The sequence below is a fragment of the Klebsiella oxytoca genome (genome assembly GCF_009707385.1).
Taxonomy (GTDB): Bacteria; Pseudomonadota; Gammaproteobacteria; order Enterobacterales; family Enterobacteriaceae; genus Klebsiella; species Klebsiella oxytoca_C.
In genome coordinates this window covers 2,874,725-2,898,603 of record NZ_CP046115.1, presented here as the reverse complement: position 1 = coordinate 2,898,603, position 23,879 = coordinate 2,874,725, and the positions used below count along the sequence as shown (strand labels likewise).

Below are 23,879 nucleotides of genomic sequence, written 5' to 3'. Positions count from 1 at the left end.
AATAACAAGGACGACCGTCATGCAGTGACGACACTCACTGCCGGGAAAAATCTGACTGCTGCAGCTAACAATCAGCTACTAACCTACGGATCAAAATTTTCCTCCGGCGGTAACATGGTCCTGAGTTCAGGGCGGGATATGCGATTCGAAGCTGTGCGAAATCACACTTACCGTGAAGGCGGTAACGCATTTACCGAAACTGTGACCCAGCAGGGCACTGTGTTTAATGCTGGCGGTCTGATGACCCTTGTATCAGGCGGTAGTATTCTTTTTCAGGCATCTCGCCTGCTAGCGAAGGGGTCAATGGATGTGGCGGCCAAAGGGAGTTGGCTCTATGCCCAGGCAATGGAGGAAACAAGCCATTATGAGAAAAAAAACACGAAGAGGAAATGGTGGGGTAAAAAAACCACTATCAAACAAACAAAACACAGCACTACCAATCGGGTAACCGAGTTTATCGCGGGAGGGAACCTCAGCCTGCTGAGCCGCGATGATAGTACCTATGAAGCCAGTAAAATCGAGGCGAAAAAGAACGCCAAGCTGACCAGTACAAACGGAAAAATCAATTTCCGTGCTGTAAAAAATACCACCTTCGAGCAGACTGTCAGCACCTCGAAAGGTTTCTATATCAAACAGGCAAATAAGGGCTACAGCGAAGGGAAATGGGTGCTTCCATCTGTTTATGCCGGTGGAAAATTGACAGTTAATGCCGCGAGTGGCATCAGCGCCGATGTTAAAACGAAAAATAGTCAGGCTTTGAAGGGGGCGGTCACTGCTCTGGGTGCACTCCCAGGTACGGAGTGGTTAAAGGGACTGAACACACGCAGCGATGTTCAGTGGAATACGGTTAAGGATGCTTACGACAGCTGGAATTATAAAAGTCAGAGCCTGAATCCGGCAGTGGCGGCGGTAATCGCTATAGCTGCTGCTGCGGCCACGGCAGGTAGCTCACTGTCGGCGACAGTTGCATCTTCAGTAACTTCTTCCGTTGGTGGTGGCGCAGTAACGACCGGTGCAGTCACCGCCGGGATGTCTTCGCTGGCGGCACAGGCCGCCGTGGCTTTGGTTGAAAATCAGGGAAATCTGTCAAAAACGTTGTCGGCACTGGGAAGCAGTAGCTCGGTTAAATCGCTGGCAACCTCTATGGTCATCGGCGGTGCTCTGGCGGGCTTTGATAAAGTCATGAATATTGATGTTCCGCCCGATAAAGCAAGATTGCCAGCTCTGGTCAGAAACGAAGGATGGGGAAAAATTGTCCAGCGCGTGGCCGGTCAGTCGGTTATCAGCTCCAGTCTGAATACCACCATCAATGGCGGCAGTTTTAAGAACAACCTGACTAACGCTTTGTTGGCGAATATTGGCAACCAGATTAATGCCGAAGGGGCCGGGCTGATTGGCGATAACGGTGAGGTACTGGGTATACCGGGTAAATTACTGAGTCATGCTGTAGTTGCGGGTATCAGCGCAGAAATTGGTCGTGGTGACGGGAAAGGGGCCGCTGCCGGAGCTCTGGCTGCAGAGCTGGCAGGGGTCATTATGCAAAGCTCGATGTTTGAACCAGCTAATCTGAATGAACGGGAACGTCAGCTAGTACGGTTGCAGGAGGCCTTAAATGGTAACGCAGCAAAAGAGCAGACGGCACGCGTTATTGGCGCGTTGACTGGTGCGCTGATTACGCACACACCAGAAGGTGTATACAGCGGTGCGGATAGTGCTCAGAACGTATACCGCTACAACATGACGGAACATATGTTGCAGCAGTATGCACTGGACAATCAGCGGGATATTCTGGCGGCAGATAAAGGGGATAAGGAAGCAGCTAAACGTGTTCAAGCCCGGCGGGAAGCGGCGATTATTGTGGCTGCTGCCAGCGGCGGAGGGATGGCGCTGACGGCAGGTGGTATGACTCTGGTTGGTGCGGCACCCGAGCTGGTTCTGGCGGCAAAACTGGTTATCGCAGGTTGTAAAACAAATCCTGCGCTCTGCCTGAATCAGGCGGGTATTTATGCGGCAGATATTGTGGCACCAGAAGCACTTATCGGTACCGGGGCCATTACCACTACCAGTACGCTGATTGTCGGGAAAACCGCAGACAGCGTGAAGAAGCTTTCACAGCAGTTGGTGAAGGCCTATGATGAGCTGAATATAACAAAGACATTAAACCTTCAGCCTGTTGCTGGTTTTATTAAAGGCGAAACAGCAGCTGGAGCTAATTTGTCGACGAAAACGGCCGATTATGTCAAAAGCCTACAGAAAGATAACATTGACAAATTAGTAAGTATTTTTAACAAACAAAACCCTAAAGCTGAACTAAATGTTTTTGGGAAACCTTTGCAACAAGTTTTGGGGCCTGGAGGTAGTGATACCAGAGGTAAAACTAAAGTTTTTGCTGCAGAAAAGTTAACTGAAGATGAAATTATTAGCTTTGCTACCTCTCTAACTGGTGGTGTACCATTTAAAGAGCAGATTCTTCCAGACGGAAGACTGATGTATGCAAAAATAAATGATAATCAAACAATCAATCTTCGAAATTTTTCCGCTTCAGCAGAGAAAACCGGAGCAAGGTGGACAATTGAAATTATTGGGAACGCCGATATTAAAGCTGCCTCCAAAACATCATTAAATAGATTTGAAGTAAAATTTAGATAGTAGAAGAGGTGAGTGATGTATTTAACCGAAAAACAATATCAGGAAAGGAAAGAGTTTCTTCGAGGGGCTTCTACTACCATGTTATGGAAAAATATCGACCCAGCAAGTGTAGATGGTATCTATAAGCTATCTTATAAAGAAGAGAAAGCGCTTTATATCTGGTTTATTGGGCGTTTGCTAGAGGATGGTGAGATAAAACTTGCTCGCCATGGTAAGTTTCTTTCAGGAAGCATCGACGAGCAGATAGAGGCTTTTGAAGTAGCATTTCCCAAAAATGAAGATGATATGGACTGTGATGCTTTTGAAGGGTTTTGGTTTTTAAGTGAAGCTTGCCCGGCAGGTATTGTCTGGGTGAAGAGAGATGGAAGCCTTGACTGGACCTGATCGAACCTGCTGAAACTTCATTCACAAATGAAGGTTTCAGGAGTCTTGTGAGGTTTGATCAGTAGGCCAAAATAGAACGCCCCCTGGTGCATCTGCAGCAGGGGGCGTTTACGGGTGGGGATTAGCGTCGTTCATCAGTCATCCCATTTGTGGCTTAGATACGCGGCAAGAAATCCAAAGAACACGATGGTTCCCAGAACTGCCATAAATACATGCATATTTCCCAGCATGATTAACCTCCATTAGTTTTGCTATGCGCTATGTTGTCCTCATTGAACAGGTTTACGGTTGTTGGATAGATTTTAACTCGAGAAATCTAAACAAATGCTTAACAAATTGCCTGAAGTGATTATTTATCTGATCAATTACACCGCGTTTTTATCAACCTGCATTCTCTTGCGATACTGCAACGGACTAAGCGCAAACTGCTGGCGAAAGTGGTGGCGCAGGGTGCTGGCGTTTGAGAAACCGCAAAGCTCGGCAATCTGCTCAACGCTCAGTCGGCTATGGATTAAGTGCTGAGTAGCGCGCAGCAGGCGCTCATCAAGCAGCCAGCGGGCGGGAGTTTTGCCGGTGGCGTCTTCAAAACGGCGCAAAAACGTCCGTGGCCCCATGCCGGCTCTTGCCGCCAGCGATGCGACGGTGTGGCTGGCGGCGAGGTTCTGGTGCAGAAAATCAAATAATTGCCCCAGCCGCTGGCTCTCCCGCGCTTTGGCCACCGGGCGAACAATCTGCTGCGCCTGAGCGCCGTCGCGATGGGGGGAAACCACTAAACGCCTGGCGACGAGATTCGCCGCGTCGATACCGAAGTCCTCACGCACCAGATGCAGGCATAAATCGATGCCTGCCGCGCTGCCCGCGGAGGTCATCACGCCTCCGGCACCGACGTACAGCACATCATCAATCACTTCTATCAGCGGAAACCGCACCCGTAGCTGGTCGGTATAGCGCCAGTGGGTTGTTGCCTGGCGACCGTTCAGCAGCCCGGCGGCAGCAAGTACGAACACTCCGGAACAGATAGATATTATCCGGCAGCCTCGCGCATGTGCGGCAACGAGCGCTTCGCAAAGCGCAGGGGGCACAGGAGAGTCAATACCGCGCCAGCCGGGCACCACGATGGTATCCGCTTCTTGTAACAACGCCATACCACCGTCGGTCATCAAACGGATCCCGCCGGTTGCCTGCAGTTCGCCTTCATCGACGGCGGCCACCGCAAAGTGATACCAGCGGTCGCCCATTTCCGGACGCGGCAGGCCGAAAATCTCCACGGCGACGCCAAATTCAAAAGTACAGAGGCCATCATAGGCGAGGGCGATGACCCGGTGTCGCGGCAGCGTCACGGATGAAATTGTCATCATTTCAGCGTTTTCAGTCATGGTTATCGGCAGATGTTGTGCAGGCGGTTAATTAAAGTAGTGGTATCACAGACAAGGAGAAGATGCCATGAGTGTTGTAACCACAATTGCCCCCGCCAGTTCATCCGACGCTGCCGCCTGGTTCCGTCATAAGCTCAGCCTCGAGACCGACTGCGCCGATGTGTACAGCGCAATGCGTGAAGGGGACACAGATTTCGTTCTGCTGCACGTCGTCGGTAGTGAAGAAACTTTTGCCCGTCGTCATATTCCGGGAGCCCTGCATTTACCGCATCGGCAAATAGATGAAGCCAGAATGGCGCAGTGGCCTCTGGATACGCTGTTTGTTGTTTACTGCGCCGGGCCGCACTGCAATGGAGCGGACGTTGCCGCGATGAAGCTAGCCCTGCTTGGACGGCCGGTAAAAATGATGCTCGGCGGTCTGACCGGCTGGGAAGATGAAGGATTGCCTTTCGCAAAATGAATTTATTTCATATGCCATGAAATATTCTCGTTTGCCGATGCATCGTCTGCATGACAATATCTGGATATATAGCCATCCAGAAGTCTAAAAATTCAAATAATGAACTATCACGGTGGGCAATTAACCTTGCCCGCCGCTAAGGAGACACCATGCAACGTCATCAGGCCCCGTTCCGCGCAGATATCGTCGGCAGTTTTTTACGTCCGGACGCCATAAAACAGGCCCGTCAGCAGCTGGCCGCAGGCGCTATTGACGCGCAGCAGCTGCGGCAGATAGAAAATGAGGCGATACGTCATCTGGTCCAGCAGCAGTGCGAATGCGGACTACACGTGGTGACCGACGGGGAATTTCGCCGCGCCTGGTGGCACTTTGATTTCTTTGATGGTTTGCAGGGCGTAGAACGCTACGACTCTGAAAAGGGTATTCAATTCAACGGAGTACAGACTAAAGCGCACGGAGTTCGCGTCACCGGCAAACTGGCCTTTGGCGATCATCCGATGCTGGAAGATTTCCGCTATCTGAAGAGCATCAGCGGTAATGCGCAGCCGAAAATGACCATTCCCAGCCCGAGCGTGCTGCACTTCCGCGGCGGGCGGAAAGATATCGATGCGACCGTTTATCCAGACCTTGCCGACTATTTCGATGATCTCGCGACCACATGGCGCGATACCATCCGTGCCTTCTACGATGCAGGCTGCCGCTATTTACAGCTGGATGATACCGTCTGGGCCTATCTGTGTTCCGATGAACAGCGCCAGCAGGTGCGCGATCGCGGCGAAGATCCGGATGAGCTGGCGCGCATTTATGCCAGCGTGCTGAATAAAGCCCTTGAAGGGAAACCGAACGATCTGACCGTCGGCCTGCACGTTTGCCGCGGCAACTTCCGCTCAACCTGGATATCCGAAGGCGGCTACGAGCCGGTCGCTGAAGTCCTGTTCGGCGGCGTTAATGTCGATGCGTTCTTCCTCGAATATGATAACGACCGCTCCGGCGACTTCGCGCCGCTGCGCTTTATTCGCCCCGGTCAGCAGCAGGTAGTACTGGGTCTGATCACCACCAAAAATGGCGAGCTGGAAAACCCGGAAGGCGTGAAGGCGCGTCTGCTGGAGGCGGCGCAGTACGTTCCGCTGGCGCAAATTTGCCTCAGCCCGCAGTGCGGTTTTGCCTCCACCGAAGAGGGGAACTCGCTGACGGAAGCCCAGCAGTGGGATAAAGTCCGTCTGGTCACCGGCATCGCCGCCCAGGTCTGGTAATTCTTTATAGCGCAGCGTTGCACTATTTTAAGGCAACGCTGCGCGCGACCCTTTCGTTCTCTCGTATCCCATCGCGCTTTCAGGCTACTTTGCAACCTGGCACCGTTTTTGCCTTATCACTTCCGGTTAGTCGTTAATTCATTTTTGTTTTTGCGCTATTCAGGAGTGACACACATGCAGCGTCGAACACTATTAAAAGCTTTTGCTCTCTCCGCCTCTGTCATCAGCATGGGCTTCTCCTTGCCGGTTTATGCCGCCGATACCATTAAAGTCGGGATTATGCATTCACTTTCCGGAACGATGGCGATTTCCGAAACCCCGCTCAAAGATGTCGCCCTGATGGCTATCGACGATATCAACGCCAAAGGCGGTGTGCTGGGTAAAAAACTCGAGCCGGTGGTGGTGGACCCGGCCTCAAACTGGCCGCTGTTTGCCGAAAAAGCGCGTCAGCTGCTGACGCAGGATAAAGTCGCGGCGGTGTTCGGCTGCTGGACTTCGGTGTCGCGAAAATCGGTTCTCCCGGTATTCGAAGAGTTAAACGGTCTGCTGTTCTATCCGGTGCAGTATGAAGGTGAAGAGATGTCGCCCAACGTTTTCTACACCGGCGCGGCGCCAAACCAGCAGGCGATCCCGGCGGTGGAATATCTGCTGAGCGAAGACGGTGGCGGGGCGAAACGCTTCTTCCTGCTGGGCACCGATTATGTCTACCCGCGCACTACCAACAAAATTCTCCGCGCTTTCCTGCACGGCAAAGGCATTCAGGACAAAGACATCGAAGAGGTTTACACCCCATTCGGCTATAGCGACTACCAGACTATCGTCGCTAACATCAAGAAATTCTCCGCAGGTGGCAAAACGGCGGTGGTTTCCACCATTAACGGCGATTCCAACGTCCCCTTCTATAAGGAGCTGGCCAACCAGGGCCTGAAGGCAACCGATGTACCGGTGGTGGCATTCTCCGTCGGTGAGGAAGAGCTGCGCGGTATTGATACGAAACCGCTGGTCGGCAATCTGGCGGCGTGGAACTACTTTGAATCCGTTGATAACCCAACCAACCAACAGTTTGTCGCCGATTATCGCGCGTACGCCAAAGCCCACAAGCTACCGAATGCCGATACCGTGGTGACCAATGACCCGATGGAAGCCACCTGGGTTGGCCTGCATATGTGGGCGCAGGCGGTGACTAAAGCGGGCACCACCGACGTTGACAAGGTGCGCGCAGCGATGGCCGGGCAGACCTTTAAAGCGCCGTCGGGCTTTACCCTGACGATGGATGCGACTAACCATCATCTGCACAAGCCGGTAATGATCGGCGAAATCGAAAACAACGGTCAGTTCAACGTGGTCTGGCAGACCGAAGAGCCGGTACGCGCCCAGCCGTGGAGCCCGTGGATTGCCGGTAACGACAAAAAACCGGATAGCCCGGTAAAAACCGCCAGTAACTAAGCGTTATCCCCGGCATAGCGCCGGGGCTATTGATTCTGTCTTGCGGGCCCAGGGCCCGAATTTCCCTGAAAAGGAGAACGACCATGAACGCATTGCGCCTCATGTGTTATTTCGCGCTGTTAATGGTATTGATGCCGTGGCGAGCGCAGGCAGCGGACGCCGACGATTTCGTGGCCGCCAGCCGCAGCCAGCAGGCTCAGCTGCTTGAGCAGTGGGCCAGCGCGCCCCAGGCGTCGCGTTTACCGCTGCTGCGGGCGCTAAAAGATGAAACATTACAATTGGATAACGGCGGTCATGCCTTCAGCAAGCAGGGTGAAAATTTGCTGGCGCTGGGGGCGGTTTCGGCACCTGAAGGGGGGACAAAACCGGTGCGCCTGACCAATCGCCTGCGCAACCTGGCGGCAGGCGCGCTGGCAAGTCATCTGCTTTTAAGTGACAACGTCACGGAAAGGGCCGCGGCGGCGAAAACGCTCCAGAGGGAAGCGACGCCGGAGATGGCGGGCCTGCTACAGCAGCGGCTGGCGGAGGAGAACGACGACGCGGTGAAATCACAGCTGGAAATTGCGCTTGCTCGCCTGCAGCTCGCCAGTCCCCGGCCCGCACAGCGGCTGGCGGCCATAGAACTGCTCGGTCATTCCGCCGAGCCGGCAACGCAGGCGCTGCTGTCGCCCTATACCGATGCGCAACATGAGCCGGATCCGGCGATCCGTGCCGCGGCCCGGGAGAGCCTGAACAAAATTGAACACCGACTCCGGCTGGGTGAGCTTCTTGGCCAGGCGTTTACGGGGCTATCGCTCGGCTCCGTCCTGTTGCTTGCCGCGCTTGGTCTGGCAATTACCTACGGTCTGTTAGGCGTTATCAATATGGCCCACGGCGAGATGCTGATGATCGGCGCCTACAGCTGCTGGATGGTTCAGCAGGCGCTGGCGCAGCTGGCTCCGCAGTGGCTGGCTTTCTACCCGCTGATTGCGCTGCCTGTGGCGTTTCTGATAACCGGCGGCATCGGTATGGCGCTGGAGCGCACCGTGATTCGTCATCTCTATGGCCGTCCGCTGGAGACGCTGCTGGCGACCTGGGGCATCAGCCTGATGCTGATCCAGCTGGTGCGGATGCTGTTTGGCGCACAGAACGTTGAGGTGGCCAATCCGGCATGGCTCTCCGGCGGCGTGCAGGTCCTGCCGAATCTTATTCTGCCGTGGAACCGTCTGGCGGTGCTGGCCTTTGTGCTGCTGGTGCTGCTTTTCACCTGGCTGACGCTGAACAAAACCCGCCTGGGGATGAACGTGCGGGCGGTGACGCAAAACCGCGCGATGGCCGCCTGCTGCGGCGTTCCTACCGGGCGGGTCGATATGCTGGCATTTGGTCTTGGCTCCGGGATTGCCGGACTCGGCGGCGTCGCGCTGTCGCAGCTCGGCAACGTCGGTCCGGAACTGGGCCAGGGCTACATCATCGACTCCTTCCTCGTGGTGGTACTGGGCGGCGTCGGTCAGCTGGCCGGCAGCGTGGCGGCGGCGTTTGGTCTCGGCATTTTTAACAAAATTCTTGAACCGCAAATGGGGGCCGTGCTGGGCAAGATCCTTATCCTGGTGCTGATTATCCTGTTTATTCAGAAACGTCCCCAGGGACTGTTCGCTCTCAAAGGGAGGGTTATTGACTGATGAGCCAGCCCATTACCTTAACGCTGGCGCGTAAAGCGCCGCGTCCGCTGCAGTGGCTCGGCGTCCTGCTGCTGCTCGCTCTATTGAGTATGCCGTTTCTGGCGCTCCTGCCCGCCACGCATCCGCTGGCGGTCTCCGCCTGGCTGCTGACGCTCATCGGCAAGATCCTTTGCTACGCCATTGTTGCCGTGGCGCTGGATCTGGTCTGGGGGTATGCCGGGATGCTCTCGCTCGGCCACGGGATATTTTTTGCCCTCGGCGGCTACGCCATGGGCATGTACCTGATGCGTCAGGCGGCGGGAGATGGGCTACCGGCCTTTATGTCGTTTCTGTCGTGGAGCGAGCTGCCCTGGTTCTGGTGGGGCACCCAGCATTTCGCCTGGGCGATGCTGCTGGTGGTGCTGGTGCCCGGTCTGCTGGCGCTGTTTTTCGGTTGGTTCGCTTTCCGCTCGAAAATCAAAGGCGTCTATTTTTCGATTATGACCCAGGCGCTGACCTACGCCGGCATGCTGCTGTTTTTCCGCAACGAAACCGGCTTTGGCGGTAACAACGGATTTACCGGCTTTACCACGCTGCTCGGTTTCCCCGTTACCGCTATTGGCACGCGTGCGGCGCTGTTTATGGCAACGGTGCTGCTGCTGTTGCTTACTCTGTGGATTGGCTATTTTCTGGCGCAAAGTAAATTTGGCCGCGTGCTGACGGCGGTGCGTGATGCTGAAAACCGCCTGATGTTCTGCGGCTACGATCCGCGTGGATTTAAGCTGCTGGTCTGGACGCTTTCCGCCGTGCTGTGCGGCCTGGCGGGGGCGCTGTACGTGCCGCAGGTCGGGATTATCAACCCCAGCGAAATGTCGCCGACCAACTCTATCGAAGCGGCAATCTGGGTGGCGCTGGGCGGTCGTGGAACCCTAATCGGCCCGGTGCTTGGCGCGGGTCTGGTCAACGGCGCGAAAAGCTACTTTACCATGGCTATGCCGGAATACTGGCAGCTGTTTCTCGGGCTGATCTTTATCATCGTGACGCTGTTTTTACCGCGAGGGGTTATCGGCCTGCTGCGTAAGGGAGATCGCTGATGCAACCGAATGAAGAACTCTTTACCCGTCAGCTGCCCACGGACCGTTTTCGCGAGCAGACCGACCCGGTGCTGCAGCTGGAGGAAATTAACGTTAATTTTGACGGTTTTCAGGCGCTGACCAATCTGTCGTTGCAGATTGGCGTCGGCGAACTGCGCTGCGTGATTGGCCCCAACGGCGCCGGTAAAACCACCCTGATGGATGTCATTACCGGCAAAACCCGGCCGCAGAGCGGCAGGGCGCTTTACGATCAGTCGGTAGACTTAATGACCCTGGATCCCATCGCCATCGCCCGGCAGGGTATCGGGCGCAAGTTTCAAAAACCAACGGTATTTGAGGCGCTGACGGTAACGGAAAATCTCGAACTGGCGATGAAAGGCGATAAGTCGGTGTGGGCCAGCCTGCGGGCGCGCCTCAACGGCGAGCAAACCGACCGAATTAGTGAAATCCTGCTCCTGCTGCGGCTGGAGGCTGAGCGTTATCGTCCGGCTGGGCTTCTCTCGCATGGGCAAAAGCAGTTTCTGGAAATCGGTATGCTGCTGGTGCAGGAGCCGCACCTGCTGCTGCTGGACGAGCCCGCCGCCGGAATGACCGACGCTGAAACGGAGTACACCGCCGAGCTGTTTCGCACCCTGGCCGGGCGGCATTCGCTGATGGTGGTCGAGCATGATATGGGATTTGTCGAGACCATCGCCGACCGGGTAACGGTGCTGCATCAGGGGCAGGTGCTGGCGGAAGGATCGTTGCGTGAGGTGCAGGCCAATGAGCAGGTGATTGAAGTTTATCTCGGACGCTAAGGAGCGCGGATGCTACAGGTTAATCAGTTACATCAATACTATGGCGGCAGCCACATTCTGCGCGGGGTGGATTTTACCGCCCGCCAGGGGGAGGTCACCTGTCTGCTCGGGCGCAATGGGGTGGGCAAAACCACCTTACTGAAATGTCTGATGGGGCTTATTCCGGCGCGCAGCGGCAAGGTGCTGTGGCAGGAGAAGAATATCACGCATCGTAAGCCGCACCAGCGGGTGCAGTCGGGGATTGCCTACGTGCCGCAGGGGCGCGAAATTTTTCCCCGGCTGACGGTCGAGGAGAATCTGCTGATGGGGCTGTCGCGCTTTCCCGCCCGCGACGCGCGGTCGGTGCCGGAGGAGATTTATCAGCTGTTTCCGGTGCTGAAAACCATGAAGCAGCGGCGCGGGGGCGATCTTTCCGGTGGGCAACAGCAGCAGCTGGCGATCGGCCGCGCGCTGGCCAGCCGTCCGCAGCTGTTGATTCTTGATGAGCCGACGGAGGGGATCCAGCCGTCGGTGATTAAAGAGATTGGCGAGGTTATTCGTCAGCTGGCGAACCGCGGAGATATGGCGATCCTGCTGGTCGAGCAGTTCTATGATTTTGCCGCCGGGCTGGCGGACCGCTACCTGGTGATGTCGCGCGGCGCGATTATTCAGCAGGGCAGCGGGGGTGATATGGAAGCCGAAGGGGTCCGCGGGATGGTCGCCATATAAGCCCTTCCCGGATGGCGGCCTCTCCCCGGCTCGCGCTGCGCTTAGCCGGGCTACAGGTCCCGTCCGGGCTACCGCTCGCAGACGGCAATGGATCCGTAGCCCGGGCAAGGCGCTTTGCGCCGCCCCCGGGAGAAGCGCGCACCATAGTTCAGCGGATTACTTGCGCAGCAGCCGCTGCAGGCGCGCCTGACGCCAGCTATTGATCCATTCGCCAAACACAAACAAGCGCAATCCCTTAACCGCCAGCAGCGCTCCCCAGATAATCGCCACCCAGACGGACCAGTAGCTCCCGGAACCGGTCAGCCAGTTCAGCACTGCCAGCAGGGCGCAAACCACTACGGCCACGGACAAAGAACGGAAAAAACGGCTTTCTTGTTCGACGCGCGCTTTGGCCTGCTCAATGCGTAAATCCAGCGACTCTTCATGACCCTCCGGTGAATCGCCGCTAATCTCAGCGACGTTAACTTCAAACACCGCCGCCAGCGCGCTAAGCGTCTCCAGGGCAGGCCGGTCGCCATTTTCAATGCGCTGAATGGTCCGCACGCTCACGCCCGCCAGTTCGGCCAGCTGTTCCTGCGACCAGGCGCGCTGTAAACGTAATTGTTTAACCTGATTACTACTGTTCATTGTTTCTCTCTCCGGGTAAAACCTGAGATCGAGTATTACTTCACTGGCTGTCAGGCACCACGATCGAAACCCGACAGGGAGACGACAGCAGCCTGACAGCCATACGGCGCCCGGGCTCAGGCACGGACGACCGCCCCATCATTCCACGGACGAACGTTCATTCCACGGAAAATCATCAGCCATGCGGCAATAATAGCCAGCATCAGTATCACAAACAGCGACCAGTGCGGCAGATGGGTCAAAATCGTTCCGGTCAGCATCGGGTTAAACGCCGCCCCCAGCCAGCCCAGCGACTGGGCGGAAAAGTAGCTGGCCTTCATGCCAGGCGGCGCTATGTTATCGATCAGCATGTATTCACCCGGTGCGTAGATAACCTCTCCGAGGGTAAAGATTGCGGCGGAAACGCCCCACAGCAGCAGGCTATTATCGGAAATAACGAAACCGCCCAGCCCCAGCACGAAGCAAACTGTTCCGAAGGTCATCAGTGGCCGAATATTGCGCGCGGTAAGACGACGACCGACGGCGTACTGCAGCGCCACCACCACGGCGGCGTTGACCGGCAGCACCACCGCAACCACTTTCTCGGCAAAATCGCTATCGGCCACTACCAGCACGTACTGGGAAATACAGGATGCAAAAGAGCCGCCGACAAAGGAGGCCAGCAGGCCGGAGAGGGTAAACCACAGCAGTGCGCGATCGCGAAGCAGCACCGAAGGCGACCACTGAACAGCGTTATCCTGAGCAATCGCGGCGCTGGTACGTTGCACAAACAGCTGAATAAATACCAGCGGCAGCGCGGCGCAGCCGGCCGCCAGCCAGAACGGCAGGTTAATGCTGTGCATCACCAGCAGGGTGCCGAGAGGCGGCCCGACGGTCCAGCCAATATTGAGAAAGGTATAATTGAGGGAAAATATCTGCGCCTTCTTTTCAGGTGTCAGCACGTCGGCGAACCACGCTTTCAGTACGGTTGAGAACACCGAATAGGCGCAGTTAATCAGGGCGAAGAAAAACACCACCAGCGCGACGCTATTAACCAGCGGAATAGCGATAAAACCGCCAATAAACGCCAGCACGGCGAGGGTCATATAGCGCTTTTTGTCGAACTTATCGGCGAGAATGCCAAAACCCATGCTGAACAGTACGCCAACGATCAGCGCCGCCGACAGGGCGTAGCCGATTTTATCCACCTCCAGCTGGTACTGGCGGGTGAGGTAGATAGTCATAAATGGCAATGTTGCGCCACGGCCAATAGTTAACAGCAACGACGAAGCCAGCAGCGCTGCGGTTGAGCGCCTGAGTGTCGGTATCATTTTTTCCTTGCCTGATGTGATGTTATTTTTGTTGTCCCGATCACAAATAGCACGCTATTCAGGCCTTGTATAGCTCCCGTCGGTGATGAAATGGGGCTGCATGCCCTACTGAAAATAGTGATCTCTATCCTGAATAATTCGAGTCTCAGGGCAAGGCACCGTGTCCTGAACCGCGCTTGCGCTGCCCCCGCAGGAGCGAGGCTCTGGGATGAGCTGAGTAAGAACGTCAACGCAGATGCAACTTGAAGTAAGGCGGGGATAGGCGTCAGGCGAATTATTCGGTATGTTGATTTTGTTCACAAAAATTCTAATAACAACCGAGGCAGGGTATGACGCGTAAAGATGGGCTGCTGGCATTGCTGGTAGTAGTTGTATGGGGGCTGAATTTTGTCGTCATCAAGGTGGGATTACATAATATGCCACCGTTGATGCTCGCCGGGCTGCGTTTTTTACTGGTGGCTTTTCCGGCGCTGCTCTTCGTGGCGCGGCCAAAAATTCCGCTAAGCCTGCTGCTGGGGTACGGCCTGACGATTAGCTTCGGGCAATTTGCGTTTCTGTTTTGCGCCATAAGTCTGGGGATGCCCGCAGGCCTGGCCTCGCTGGTTCTCCAGGCCCAGGCCTTTTTCACTATTATCCTCGGGGCGTTTATCTTCGGCGAGCGTTTACAGGGTAAACAGCTGGCCGGGATCGCCCTGGCTATCTTTGGCGTAGTGGTGCTGGTGGAAGCCAGCCTCGGCGGTCAGCATGTGCCGCTGGTGGGCTTTATGCTGACGCTGGCGGCGGCGCTTAGCTGGGCATGCGGAAATATCTTTAATAAGAAAATCATGTCGCATGCGAGCCAGCCGCCGATTATGTCTCTGGTCGTGTGGAGCGCGCTGATCCCGGTGTTGCCGTTTATGCTGGCGTCGTGGATCCTCGACGGTCCGCAGGCTATGGCGGCCAGTTTACGGGATATCGATTTGCTGACGATCCTGTCGCTACTGTATCTGGCTTTTGTTGCCACCATTGTTGGCTATGGGATTTGGGGGACGCTGCTGGGACGCTATGAGACATGGCGCGTGGCGCCGCTATCGCTGCTGGTTCCGGTCGTCGGAATGGCCAGCGCCGCTCTGTTGCTGGGCGAAACGCTAAATAGCCTGCAGCTGCTGGGGGCGGTCCTGATTATGGCCGGGCTGTATATCAACGTATTTGGCCTGAAGCTTGTACGTCCCGGCATGGCGCGGGGATAAAAAAGCCCCGGTGACGGGGCTAAAGGGAATATTACAGGTCTTGCTGGTTGTAATACGGCACACCGAGTTCATCTGATTTATCACTGCCCGAAGCCATGTGATTGAAATCAAACGGCGAATCATTATGTTCGGAAGGAATAATCATCGCATCCCGGTTATTGTGACGAACCGGAGTGGTGGGTTGCTCCGCGTAACTCTGGCCAGAGACCAGCGCCAATAGCACGATGGCGGCGGAAGCGAATTGTTTCATGATTTCCTCAATACGTCTTTTGCAGGCGATTAACAACAGTTGTTCAGTGGGAGCAGGTAGCGCGACTCGCCCGGCACGTTAGTAATGCGGTACTGGTGCGGCGGAACATCGAAGTAGTTTTTGAACGTTCGAGTCAGCGTTTGCTGTGATTCAAAACCATAGCGCTCGGCCAGGTATAAAATAGGTTCATTACTCTGCTTTAGCTTTTGCGCGATCTCGGTCAGCTTGCGGCTGCGAATATATTGTCCCAGCGAGTGACCGGTCTCTTTCTTGAACATTCTTTGCAGGTGCCACTTGGAATAACCTGAGCGTTCTGAAACCTTCTCCAGCGACAGCGGCGATTCCAGGTTATCCTCGATCCACGACAAAATACTATGGATAGTGATGGCGTCATTATTACGTCTGGACATCATCTTACCTCTTCTTATTACGACAGAACTTTTTTGAGTAAACACTCAAGAGTGCCTACTTCATCCGTCGACAGGTTTTTTGTTAATTCCTGGTGCAGTTTCTGACCCACAACCTGGTGACATTGCTCGCAAAGGGCTGCGCCGTCCGGTGTTAGCTGCACCAGTACGCCACGCTTGTCAGTCGGGTTGGGTAACCGTTCAATCCAGCCTTTACAGACCAGACGGTCGAGCATGCGCGTCATTGCGCCCGGGTCGACCGAAAGCACGGTTTTCAGCTCAACGGGGGTAATACACACTTCGCAACGAATAGAACAGAGCACCCGAAACTGGGTGGAAGTAATGTCCATCGGTGAGAGGTAGTCGTTGAGCAGGCGATCTTTTTTCTGGTTAACCATCTGGATCAGGCGACCAAGAGGGATCATTTCGTTAAACAGGTCGCTGGTGTTTTTCACAGTGGTTGCCCAGGCAATGACTTAGTTGCGGGAGATATTATTGCCTAGGCAAATATAAGTCAACCTGATGAATTTGCCGATGACACGATTTGCTAAAACGAATTGTTGTGATGCAGGTCACTCTATTTCGCTTTCTTGTCTTATGATTTGACTGAATGATGAATGCATCAGGCGGGGAACGGGTACAATCCGGCCACAGACGATATGCTCCGCGTGCGTTATTTTTTTGATAATCCAATATTTACAGGACCTTAACTCATTATGATGGATCTTTTAAAAGCGATTGGCCTGGGTCTGGTGGTCATTCTGCCGCTGGCTAACCCGCTGACTACCGTGGCGCTGTTCCTTGGCCTTGCCGGCAACATGAACAACGCCGAGCGTAACCGCCAGTCGTTGATGGCCTCGGTCTATGTCTTTGCCATCCTGATGGTCGCGTGGTATGCGGGTCAGGTGGTGATGAACACCTTTGGCATATCGATTCCCGGCCTGCGTATCGCAGGGGGGCTGATCGTCGCCTTTATCGGCTTCCGCATGCTCTTTCCGCAGCAAAAAGCCCATGATTCGATGGAAGCTAAGCTGAAATCAGAGGAGCTTGAGGATGAACCGACGGCCAATATCGCATTCGTTCCCCTGGCGATGCCCAGCACCGCAGGGCCGGGAACGATCGCGATGATTATCAGCTCCGCCTCGACGGTAAAGCACAGCGCGAGCTTTCCTGAGTGGGTGATACTGGTTGCACCGCCGATTATTTTTGCCCTGGTCGGAATTATTCTGTGGGGCTGTCTGCGCAGCTCCGGGGCGATTATGCGTCTGGTCGGCAAGGGCGGCATTGAAGCAATTTCACGGCTGATGGGTTTTCTGCTGGTCTGTATGGGCGTGCAGTTTATTATTAACGGCGTGCTGGAGATCATTTCTACCTATCACGCCTGACCTGAAATATGATGTAAAAAAGCCTGCCGATCTCTCGACCGGCAGGCTTTTTTCGAACGATCAGGAGTGATGCGGCTGCTGATCCTCCAGGGAACCAGGCCAGCGGCGAAAAATCATCACCGCCCACATTAGCGCGACGACGGCAGGAATGGCGCCGACATAGCCAATAGACGCCATCGAAAGATGGGTGCTGACCTGGCTGCCGACCAGCGCGCCCGCGCCGATACCGATATTAAATATCCCTGAGAATAACGACATCGCCACGTCGGTGGCGTCCGGCGCCAGCGCCAGCACTTTCACCTGCATGCCGAGCCCGATAATCATGATGGCTATGCCCCAGAAGACGCTCAGCAGCATCAGGTGGTTGGCGTTATGCGAGGCAGGCAACAGCAGCAGTAAACACGCCAGCAGCAGGCCAATGGCGGCGTTAATTAAGCCAGAGGCATGAAGGTTGCCGAGCCTACCGAACAGGATGCTGCCGACGATACCCGCGCCGCCCAGGGTCAGCAGCAGCAAGGTGGCAAAGTTGCCGCTCAGCCCGGCCACCGTCTGTACGAACGGCTCAATATAGCTGTAGGCGGTATAGTGCGCGGTCACCACAATCACCGTCAGCAAATAGATGCTCAGCAGCGCCGGACGGCGGAACAGCACCGGCAGGCTTTTTAACGAACCTGAGTGTTCGCTCGGGAGCTTCGGCAGCAGTTTGATCAGGCAAACCATAGTGATCAGCGCGCCGAGACCAATGACCAGGAAAGTAGTGCGCCAGCCAAAATATTGCCCGACGATACGGCCAATCGGGATCCCGAAGACCATCGCCAGCGCGGTACCGGTGGCAATCAGGCTCAGCGCCTGGGCGCGTTTACCCGGAGGCGCCATCCGAATAGCCAGCGCCGAGGTGATTGACCAGAACACCGCATGGGCGAAAGCGATGCCGATGCGGCTGATCACCAGCACGTTGAAGTTCCAGGCCAGGAATGACAGCACGTGGCTGGCGATAAACAGAATAAACAGTCCCACCAGCAGGCGCCGGCGTTCCATCTTGCTGGTCAGCAGCATAAAGGGCAGCGACATCAGGGCGACAACCCAGGCGTAGATTGTCAGCATGATCCCGACCTGCGCGGTTTCCATGCCAAAGCTGTCGGCGATGTCCGACAGCAGGCCTACGGGCGCAAATTCGGTGGTGTTAAAGATAAATGCCGCAATCGCAAGCGTGACTACGCGCAGCCACGCGACCTTGCGTGAAACCGTATTTGTCATCATAAGTTCAGGGCTGGTTAAAAAGAGGAAAGAAGTGGGACGATCTTAAAACGATTGCTGCTGAAAATACAATCGTTTTGTGATCTGCATCTCATTTTTGTTTAGGCTGGGTTTGAGTAACTAACTGATTAATTTTCCAGTTAAACGTGTGCATTTATCGTCTTTATGTCATGTTATCGATAAGTAAAGGAAATAGAAGGGCAGAACTATGCTGGAAATTGACTTTTATCTGGTAGACGCATTCAGCGATCGTAACTTCGGCGGCAACACGGCGGCTGTTTGCCCGCTCACTGAATGGCTACCTGACGAAACGCTGCTGAAAATGGCCCAGCAGCATAATCAGTCAGAGACGGCGTTTTTCGTGCGCACGGATGAAGGATATGAGCTGCGTTGGTTTACCACGCTTGCTGAGATAAACCTTTGCGGTCACGCGACGCTGGCGGCTTCGCACGTCATTTTTGAATACTTCGATCATCCCTCATCGACGATCGTATTTAGTACCCGCTTCGTCGGCGAGCTTCGCGTCACGCGCAGCGGCGACTGGCTGACCCTGGATTTACCGGCGTGGGAAACGAGGAGCATTGAGCAGCCGCCTGCGGAGCTGCTTGCCGGGCTCGGGGTGAGCGAAGCGGTGGAGGTTCGCATGGCGCGCGATTATCTGGTGGTATTAAGGGATCGCCGCCAGGTGGAAGCCGTGCGTCCGGATATGCATATGCTCCAGCGCCTTGGCAAAATGATCTGTATCAGCGCAGCGGATGAAGAGTATGACTTTGTCAGCCGCTTCTTCTGCCCGGGCGAGCCGGTAGCGGAAGATCCGGTCACCGGATCTACCCACAGCATGCTGATCCCCTACTGGGGCGCAAAGTTCGGCAAAACGGAGATGCGGGCGCGACAGCTTTCGTCCCGCGGCGGCGAGCTGCTCTGCCGCTGGCGGGGTGAGCGAATTCTTATTGGCGGTCAGGCAACGACCTATTTGATTGGCACAATTACGTTACGTTAAGGAGTCCCGGTGACTGAAATTCCTGTGTATCTGGTGGCGGCTTTTAGCGACCAGCCTTTTGCCGGTAATCCGGCGGCGGTTTGCCTTCTCAAAGAATGGTTACCGGATGAAGTACTGCTCAAAATGGCCCAGCAGCACAACCAGTCGGAAACCGCATTTGTGGTGCCTGAGAGCGATGGCTTTGCTTTGCGCTGGTTTACCACCTGCAACGAGGTCAATCTCTGCGGTCACGCCACGCTTGCCAGCGCGCACGTCATTTTTCATCACCTGGATTTCCCCGAGGCGGTGATTCACTTTGCCACCGCTTCCGGCAGGCTGAGCGTGAGCCGCGAAGGCGACTGGCTGACGCTGGATTTTCCTGTCGGGGAAACCGAAGAGTGCGAACCGCCTGCGGCGATGCTTTCCGCGCTGGGAATCGATAGCTATCTGCATGTCCGTAAGGGGCGCGCCTGGCTTATCGAACTGGCAACTCGTGACCAGGTCGAAGCCGTGCGGCCCAATATTTCTGCGATGAATCCAGGCGAGCATAAAGTCACCATTACTGCCGCAGGCCAGGGTGAATATGACTTTGTCAGCCGCTTTTTTTCACCCGGAGAAGCCGTCTGGGAAGATCCGGTAACCGGTTCGGCACATACCATGCTGATCCCTTACTGGAGCGCAAAGCTCGGCAAAAACCGTATGCTGGCACGGCAGGTTTCCGCGCGCGGAGGCGATATTCGCTGTGAGCTGAAGGGAGAAAGAGTATTGATGAGCGGCCAGGCGGTGACCTATTTAAATGGCGTAATAATGCTGCGCGACACCACGTCTGGCGAGTAAGCAAAATAAAGAGGGAGCGGCAATCAAACTGCGCTCCCTGATATGTTGTGCACTCTACGAACAGCCGGGAACTCAAGGTATAAATTAATACTATGGCGGAGCTGTCTGAGCTCCGCGCTACAGTAGGCTCAAAAAGGAGCCTGTATATGTACACCATTGCCGCCACCCCGCCAGACCATCCGGAACTGACCGCTTTAATTGCCCAGCTGGATGCTTATCAGCAGACGCTTTATCCGGCAGAAAGTAATCATTTGCTTGACCTCGGCGCGCTAGCGGAAAATTCGGTCATCGCGCTGCTGATCCGCGATGCGCGGCAGCAGGCCGTCGGCTGTGGGGCGATAGTGCTCACAGAGGAGGGGATTGGCGAGATGAAAAGAGTGTTTATTCTCCCGGCGCATCGCGGCCAGCAGCTGGGAGAAAAACTGCTGGCGGCGCTGGAGAGAGAAGCATTGCGCCGTGACTGTCATACCGTGCGCCTGGAAACCGGCATCCATCAACACGCCGCCGTTGCGCTCTATACCCGCAATGGCTACCAGACCCGCAGCGCCTTTGCGCCGTATCAGCCGGATCCGTTAAGCATCTTCATGGAGAAGATGCTGCTTGCCGATCTTCGTTCAGCAGCGCTATAAATGCATCAAGCTGGCGGGTTTTCGCCCCGCGCCGCCAGACCAGCCAGGTAGTCAGCCAGCACCACTCTTCCGCCAGCGGCCAAGCGGAAACCTGTTGATGACCCGGCATGCTCTCCAGCATGCTGCGCGGGATTAGCGCCAGCCCGGCACCGGCAATCACGCAGGCCAGCATTCCATGGTAGGACTCCATCTCATGGATCCGCCCCGGCGTGGCACGATCGGCGTGGAACCAGCTCTCAAAGTGACGACGGTAGGAACAGTTGGCGCGAAATGCGTAGACGCTGGCGCCGTTCACTTCGCTGGCGCGCGCAATGGGCGGGTGGCCAAAGGGCGCGACGATCATCATCTCTTCCGGGAAGACCGGTAACCCCTCAAGTCCCGGATGCACTATCGGGCCGTCAACGAATGCTGCGCTCAGATTGCCCTCGAGTACGCCGTCGATCATGGTGCCGGAAGGGCCGGTGGAGAGGGCCAGATGAATCTTCGGATAGCGCTGATTAAAATGCGCCAGGGTAGGGGAAATCCTCACGGCGGCAGTACTCTCCAGCGAGCCGAGCGAAAACAGCCCCTGAGGCTCATCACCCGCGACGACCATGCGCGCTTCGTCGACAAGGGCCAGGATCTGCTGGCTATAGCGTAAAAAACTGTGTCCGGCGGGCGACAGGCGCAGGCGCTGGTTTTCACGAATAAACAGCTCCACGCCGAGATCCGCCTCCAGCTGGCGAATACGCGTGGTCAGGTTCGACGGCACCCGATGCACCTTTTGTGCGGCCTGGGTAATACTGCCGGTGCTGGCGACGGCGTTAAACATCTCAAGCTGGGTCAAATCCATAGTGTTCTTCTTTTGTGAAAAGGTTGCTTAATATTATTCATTTTTAATGAAGGGTAGGGTAAGCCAGAATAAGCTCACTTCGCAATCAACACAGAGAGAAAAACGATGAATTTATCTGCTACTCATGCGGTTTCCGTGAACCCGACCACAGGTGAAACGCTGTCATCTCTGGCCTGGGCGAGCGAACAACAGGTCGATTCTGCCATCGCCCTCGCAGAACAGGGCTATCGCCAGTGGCGCAACGTTAGCGTGGCTGACCGCGCGGCGGCGTTGCGTAACGTTGGTAGCGCGATGCGCGCCCGTGGTGAAGAGCTGGCGCAGATGATCAGCCTTGAGATGGGCAAACCAATTGCTCAGGCGCGCGGCGAAGTGGCTAAATCAGCCAATCTTTGCGACTGGTATGCCGAGCACGGTCCGGCGATGCTGAATACCGAAGCGACTCTGGTTGAAGATAATAAAGCGGTGATTGAGTACCGCCCGATGGGCGCGATCCTCGCCATCATGCCGTGGAATTTCCCGGTGTGGCAGGTGCTGCGCGGAGCGGTGCCGATTCTGCTGGCGGGAAACAGCTATCTGCTTAAACATGCGCCAAACGTACTGGGCAGCGCGGCGATGATTGGCGAAATTTTTGCCGCTGCGGGCGTGCCGGCCGGCGTGTTCGGCTGGGTTAACGCCACTAACGACGGCGTTTCGCAAATTATTAACGATTCACGCATCGCTGCGGTGACCGTCACCGGTAGCGTGCGCGCCGGAAAGGCGATTGGCGCACAGGCGGGCGCGGCGTTGAAAAAATGCGTGCTGGAGCTGGGCGGTTCCGATCCGTTTATTGTTCTTAACGATGCTGACCTCGATGAGGCCGTCAAGGCGGCAGTAATTGGCCGTTATCAGAATACCGGGCAGGTGTGCGCCGCCGCGAAGCGTTTTATCGTTGAGGCGGGCATTGCCGATGCCTTTACGCACAAGTTTGTTGCCGCGGTGGCCGCGCTGAAAATGGGCGATCCGCGCGATGAACAGAACTACATCGGTCCGATGGCGCGTTTCGACCTGCGCGATGAGCTACACGAGCAGGTGCTGGCAACCTTAAAAGAGGGGGCAACCCTGCTGCTGGGCGCGGAAAAAATCGAAGGCGTGGGCAACTATTATGCGCCGACGGTACTGGGCAACGTTACCGCTGAGATGACCGGTTTCCGCCAGGAACTGTTTGGCCCGGTGGCGACAATAACCCGGGCCCGCGATGCTGAGCATGCGCTGGCGCTGGCTAACGATAGCGAGTTTGGCCTTTCCGCGACGGTTTATACCACCAGCGAAGAGCAGGCCCGTCGTTTCGCCAATGAACTGGAGTGCGGCGGGGTATTCATCAACGGCTACTGCGCCAGCGACGCTCGCGTGGCGTTCGGCGGCGTGAAGAAAAGCGGATTTGGCCGCGAGCTGTCTCACTTCGGCCTGCATGAATTCTGCAACGTACAGACCGTCTGGAAAGATCGCCGCTAGGCTGCGCAAAATCCCCGGGCTGCGGGTTCACAACCGTCTGTGGGCCGGGTAGCCCGGGCAAGGCGCAACGCGCCGCCCCCAAGAAATGTGCCGGGGCGGAGGCGTCGGCGCTGCCGCTTCCCGGCTCGCGCTGCGCTTAGCCGGGCATCATCATCTGCGATCGAGTAGCCCGGAAAAGGCGCGTCAGGCGCCGCCTCCGGGATGGTCCCATGAGGCAATAAATTTTGCCGGCACCGCTGCTGTTAACCAAACCCCATTATCCGCCTGATAGAACGCAATATTCTGCTCGTGCATTAATAAGGCATTAATTTTCAACACCACGGGCTTACCGTAGCGTTTTCCCACTTCAGCCGCGGTTGTCTCGTTGTCCGATAAATGCACGTATTGCCTCGATCCTGGGAGCAAACCCTGCTCCTGGATCGCCGCAATAAAGCGCGTTGCGGTTCCATGGAATAAAAACTCAGGCGGCGCTGTGGCGATAAACGCGATGTCAACCTGCCGGGAAGAGTGCCCCTGAACGGCACGGATTCGCTGGCCATCGGCCGAGATGGCAAAACGTTTTTTATCGCTACTCGCAACCACTGACTGAATCAGCGGCCTGTCGAGCGCGACGCCTTCTCCTCCCGCGCAGGCCATCAATTCATCGATATCTGCCCAGCCTTCGCTATCGAGTACCAGACCGATGGCCTCTGGCTGGTGGCGCAGGACATAGCTTAAAAATTTGCTGACTTCCGTAGGCGATTTACCCATTAAATTTACCCTTTGCTTCCTTGTTAAGGTTGAGTTCTCTCCGTGCTTTTATATCACTCATAACGCTGACCCAGCGTACTTTTTATTCAGGG

Annotated in this window: 25 protein-coding genes; 15 read left to right on the top strand and 10 right to left on the bottom strand. The window is 55.8% G+C overall.

The window, feature by feature from the left end; translation table 11 throughout:
- Window positions 1-24 precede the first annotated feature (24 nt).
- Together GJ746_RS25630 and GJ746_RS13465 are read left to right on the top strand one after the other, a co-directional pair.
- A complete protein-coding gene (locus tag GJ746_RS25630) occupies window positions 25-2,649 on the top strand; it encodes a DUF637 domain-containing protein (protein WP_413773402.1) in 2,625 nt (874 codons plus the stop codon).
- Between the two features lie 15 nt (window positions 2,650-2,664).
- Complete coding sequence (locus GJ746_RS13465; protein ID WP_227852651.1) at window positions 2,665-3,033, top strand: DUF596 domain-containing protein; 369 nt, start codon at window positions 2,665-2,667, stop codon at window positions 3,031-3,033.
- Window positions 3,034-3,167: 134 nt separating this feature from the next.
- Here GJ746_RS13465 and mgtS read toward each other — a convergent pair whose 3' ends face one another.
- The gene (gene mgtS, locus GJ746_RS13460) at window positions 3,168-3,263 is read right to left on the bottom strand and encodes a protein MgtS (RefSeq protein ID WP_049089018.1); all 96 of its coding nucleotides are present in this window, start codon (window positions 3,261-3,263) and stop codon (window positions 3,168-3,170) included.
- Between the two features lie 135 nt (window positions 3,264-3,398).
- On the bottom strand, window positions 3,399-4,409 hold the full coding sequence (gene ftrA / locus GJ746_RS13455; RefSeq protein ID WP_154680664.1) for a transcriptional regulator FtrA: 1,011 nt from the start codon (window positions 4,407-4,409) through the stop codon (window positions 3,399-3,401).
- Window positions 4,410-4,476: 67 nt separating this feature from the next.
- Between ftrA and GJ746_RS13450 the strand changes: the two genes are divergently transcribed.
- The 7 genes from GJ746_RS13450 to urtE all read left to right on the top strand — a co-directional run bounded on the left by GJ746_RS13450 (window position 4,477) and on the right by urtE (window position 11,804).
- Window positions 4,477-4,869 carry a rhodanese-like domain-containing protein gene (locus GJ746_RS13450; RefSeq protein WP_154680663.1) on the top strand — a complete coding sequence of 131 codons (393 nt, stop codon included), beginning with the start codon at window positions 4,477-4,479 and terminating at the stop codon, window positions 4,867-4,869.
- A gap of 149 nt (window positions 4,870-5,018) precedes the next feature.
- Window positions 5,019-6,122: a cobalamin-independent methionine synthase II family protein gene (locus GJ746_RS13445; RefSeq protein ID WP_154680662.1), complete on the top strand. Its 1,104-nt coding sequence runs from the start codon at window positions 5,019-5,021 to the stop codon at window positions 6,120-6,122.
- Between the two features lie 174 nt (window positions 6,123-6,296).
- Complete coding sequence (gene urtA / locus GJ746_RS13440; protein ID WP_154680661.1) at window positions 6,297-7,568, top strand: urea ABC transporter substrate-binding protein; 1,272 nt, start codon at window positions 6,297-6,299, stop codon at window positions 7,566-7,568.
- Between the two features lie 83 nt (window positions 7,569-7,651).
- The gene (gene urtB, locus GJ746_RS13435; RefSeq protein ID WP_154680660.1) at window positions 7,652-9,226 is read left to right on the top strand and encodes an urea ABC transporter permease subunit UrtB; all 1,575 of its coding nucleotides are present in this window, start codon (window positions 7,652-7,654) and stop codon (window positions 9,224-9,226) included.
- Complete coding sequence (gene urtC / locus GJ746_RS13430; RefSeq protein WP_154680659.1) at window positions 9,226-10,299, top strand: urea ABC transporter permease subunit UrtC; 1,074 nt, start codon at window positions 9,226-9,228, stop codon at window positions 10,297-10,299. Before urtB ends, urtC begins: the two co-directional genes overlap by 1 nt.
- Window positions 10,299-11,096 carry an urea ABC transporter ATP-binding protein UrtD gene (gene urtD / locus GJ746_RS13425; protein WP_154680658.1) on the top strand — a complete coding sequence of 266 codons (798 nt, stop codon included), beginning with the start codon at window positions 10,299-10,301 and terminating at the stop codon, window positions 11,094-11,096. Before urtC ends, urtD begins: the two co-directional genes overlap by 1 nt.
- Before the next feature lie 9 nt (window positions 11,097-11,105).
- Window positions 11,106-11,804, top strand: a complete 699-nt coding sequence (gene urtE, locus GJ746_RS13420; RefSeq protein ID WP_154680657.1) for an urea ABC transporter ATP-binding subunit UrtE — start codon at window positions 11,106-11,108, stop codon at window positions 11,802-11,804.
- A gap of 156 nt (window positions 11,805-11,960) precedes the next feature.
- Here urtE and GJ746_RS13415 read toward each other — a convergent pair whose 3' ends face one another.
- Window positions 11,961-12,431 (bottom strand): helix-turn-helix domain-containing protein, encoded by a 471-nt coding sequence (locus tag GJ746_RS13415; RefSeq protein ID WP_154680656.1) that lies wholly within the window; start codon window positions 12,429-12,431, stop codon window positions 11,961-11,963.
- A 116-nt stretch (window positions 12,432-12,547) separates the two neighbouring features.
- Window positions 12,548-13,741, bottom strand: coding sequence for an efflux MFS transporter YdeE (ydeE, locus tag GJ746_RS13410; protein ID WP_154680655.1), 1,194 nt, complete (start codon window positions 13,739-13,741; stop codon window positions 12,548-12,550).
- A gap of 329 nt (window positions 13,742-14,070) precedes the next feature.
- Between ydeE and eamA the strand changes: the two genes are divergently transcribed.
- Window positions 14,071-14,970 carry an O-acetylserine/cysteine exporter gene (gene eamA / locus GJ746_RS13405; protein ID WP_154680654.1) on the top strand — a complete coding sequence of 300 codons (900 nt, stop codon included), beginning with the start codon at window positions 14,071-14,073 and terminating at the stop codon, window positions 14,968-14,970.
- Between the two features lie 31 nt (window positions 14,971-15,001).
- Here eamA and marB read toward each other — a convergent pair whose 3' ends face one another.
- Genes marB through marR form a run of 3 tightly spaced genes read right to left on the bottom strand, consistent with a single transcriptional unit; the run spans window position 15,002 to window position 16,082 of the window.
- Window positions 15,002-15,220, bottom strand: a complete 219-nt coding sequence (gene marB / locus GJ746_RS13400; protein WP_154680653.1) for a multiple antibiotic resistance protein MarB — start codon at window positions 15,218-15,220, stop codon at window positions 15,002-15,004.
- 29 nt (window positions 15,221-15,249) lie between these two features.
- A complete protein-coding gene (gene marA, locus GJ746_RS13395) occupies window positions 15,250-15,630 on the bottom strand; it encodes an MDR efflux pump AcrAB transcriptional activator MarA (protein WP_004102351.1) in 381 nt (126 codons plus the stop codon).
- A gap of 17 nt (window positions 15,631-15,647) precedes the next feature.
- The gene (gene marR, locus GJ746_RS13390; protein ID WP_154680652.1) at window positions 15,648-16,082 is read right to left on the bottom strand and encodes a multiple antibiotic resistance transcriptional regulator MarR; all 435 of its coding nucleotides are present in this window, start codon (window positions 16,080-16,082) and stop codon (window positions 15,648-15,650) included.
- 261 nt (window positions 16,083-16,343) lie between these two features.
- Here marR and GJ746_RS13385 point away from each other — a divergent pair, with 261 nt between their 5' ends.
- Window positions 16,344-17,012, top strand: coding sequence for a MarC family NAAT transporter (locus GJ746_RS13385; RefSeq protein ID WP_154680651.1), 669 nt, complete (start codon window positions 16,344-16,346; stop codon window positions 17,010-17,012).
- Window positions 17,013-17,072: 60 nt separating this feature from the next.
- On the opposite strand, the gene GJ746_RS13380 is transcribed toward GJ746_RS13385, so the two are convergent.
- Window positions 17,073-18,272, bottom strand: a complete 1,200-nt coding sequence (locus GJ746_RS13380; RefSeq protein ID WP_154680650.1) for a sugar transporter — start codon at window positions 18,270-18,272, stop codon at window positions 17,073-17,075.
- Between the two features lie 205 nt (window positions 18,273-18,477).
- On the opposite strand from GJ746_RS13380, the gene GJ746_RS13375 reads away from it, so the two are divergent.
- The 3 genes from GJ746_RS13375 (at window position 18,478) to GJ746_RS13365 (ending at window position 20,714) form a co-directional block, all read left to right on the top strand.
- On the top strand, window positions 18,478-19,269 hold the full coding sequence (locus GJ746_RS13375; protein WP_154680649.1) for a PhzF family phenazine biosynthesis protein: 792 nt from the start codon (window positions 18,478-18,480) through the stop codon (window positions 19,267-19,269).
- A gap of 9 nt (window positions 19,270-19,278) precedes the next feature.
- Window positions 19,279-20,085: a PhzF family phenazine biosynthesis protein gene (locus GJ746_RS13370; RefSeq protein WP_154680648.1), complete on the top strand. Its 807-nt coding sequence runs from the start codon at window positions 19,279-19,281 to the stop codon at window positions 20,083-20,085.
- A gap of 146 nt (window positions 20,086-20,231) precedes the next feature.
- Complete coding sequence (locus GJ746_RS13365) at window positions 20,232-20,714, top strand: GNAT family N-acetyltransferase (RefSeq protein ID WP_154680647.1); 483 nt, start codon at window positions 20,232-20,234, stop codon at window positions 20,712-20,714.
- On the opposite strand, the gene ptrR is transcribed toward GJ746_RS13365, so the two are convergent.
- Window positions 20,668-21,546: a putrescine utilization regulator PtrR gene (ptrR, locus tag GJ746_RS13360; protein WP_154680646.1), complete on the bottom strand. Its 879-nt coding sequence runs from the start codon at window positions 21,544-21,546 to the stop codon at window positions 20,668-20,670. The genes GJ746_RS13365 and ptrR overlap by 47 nt on opposite strands.
- 105 nt (window positions 21,547-21,651) lie before the next feature.
- Here ptrR and sad point away from each other — a divergent pair, with 105 nt between their 5' ends.
- Window positions 21,652-23,037 (top strand): succinate-semialdehyde dehydrogenase, encoded by a 1,386-nt coding sequence (gene sad / locus GJ746_RS13355; protein ID WP_154680645.1) that lies wholly within the window; start codon window positions 21,652-21,654, stop codon window positions 23,035-23,037.
- Between the two features lie 183 nt (window positions 23,038-23,220).
- Here the strand turns inward: sad and GJ746_RS13350 are convergent, their stop codons facing one another.
- Entirely contained in the window at window positions 23,221-23,787 is a 567-nt protein-coding gene (locus GJ746_RS13350) for an RNA 2'-phosphotransferase (protein WP_154680644.1), read from the bottom strand.
- Window positions 23,788-23,879 lie beyond the last annotated feature (92 nt).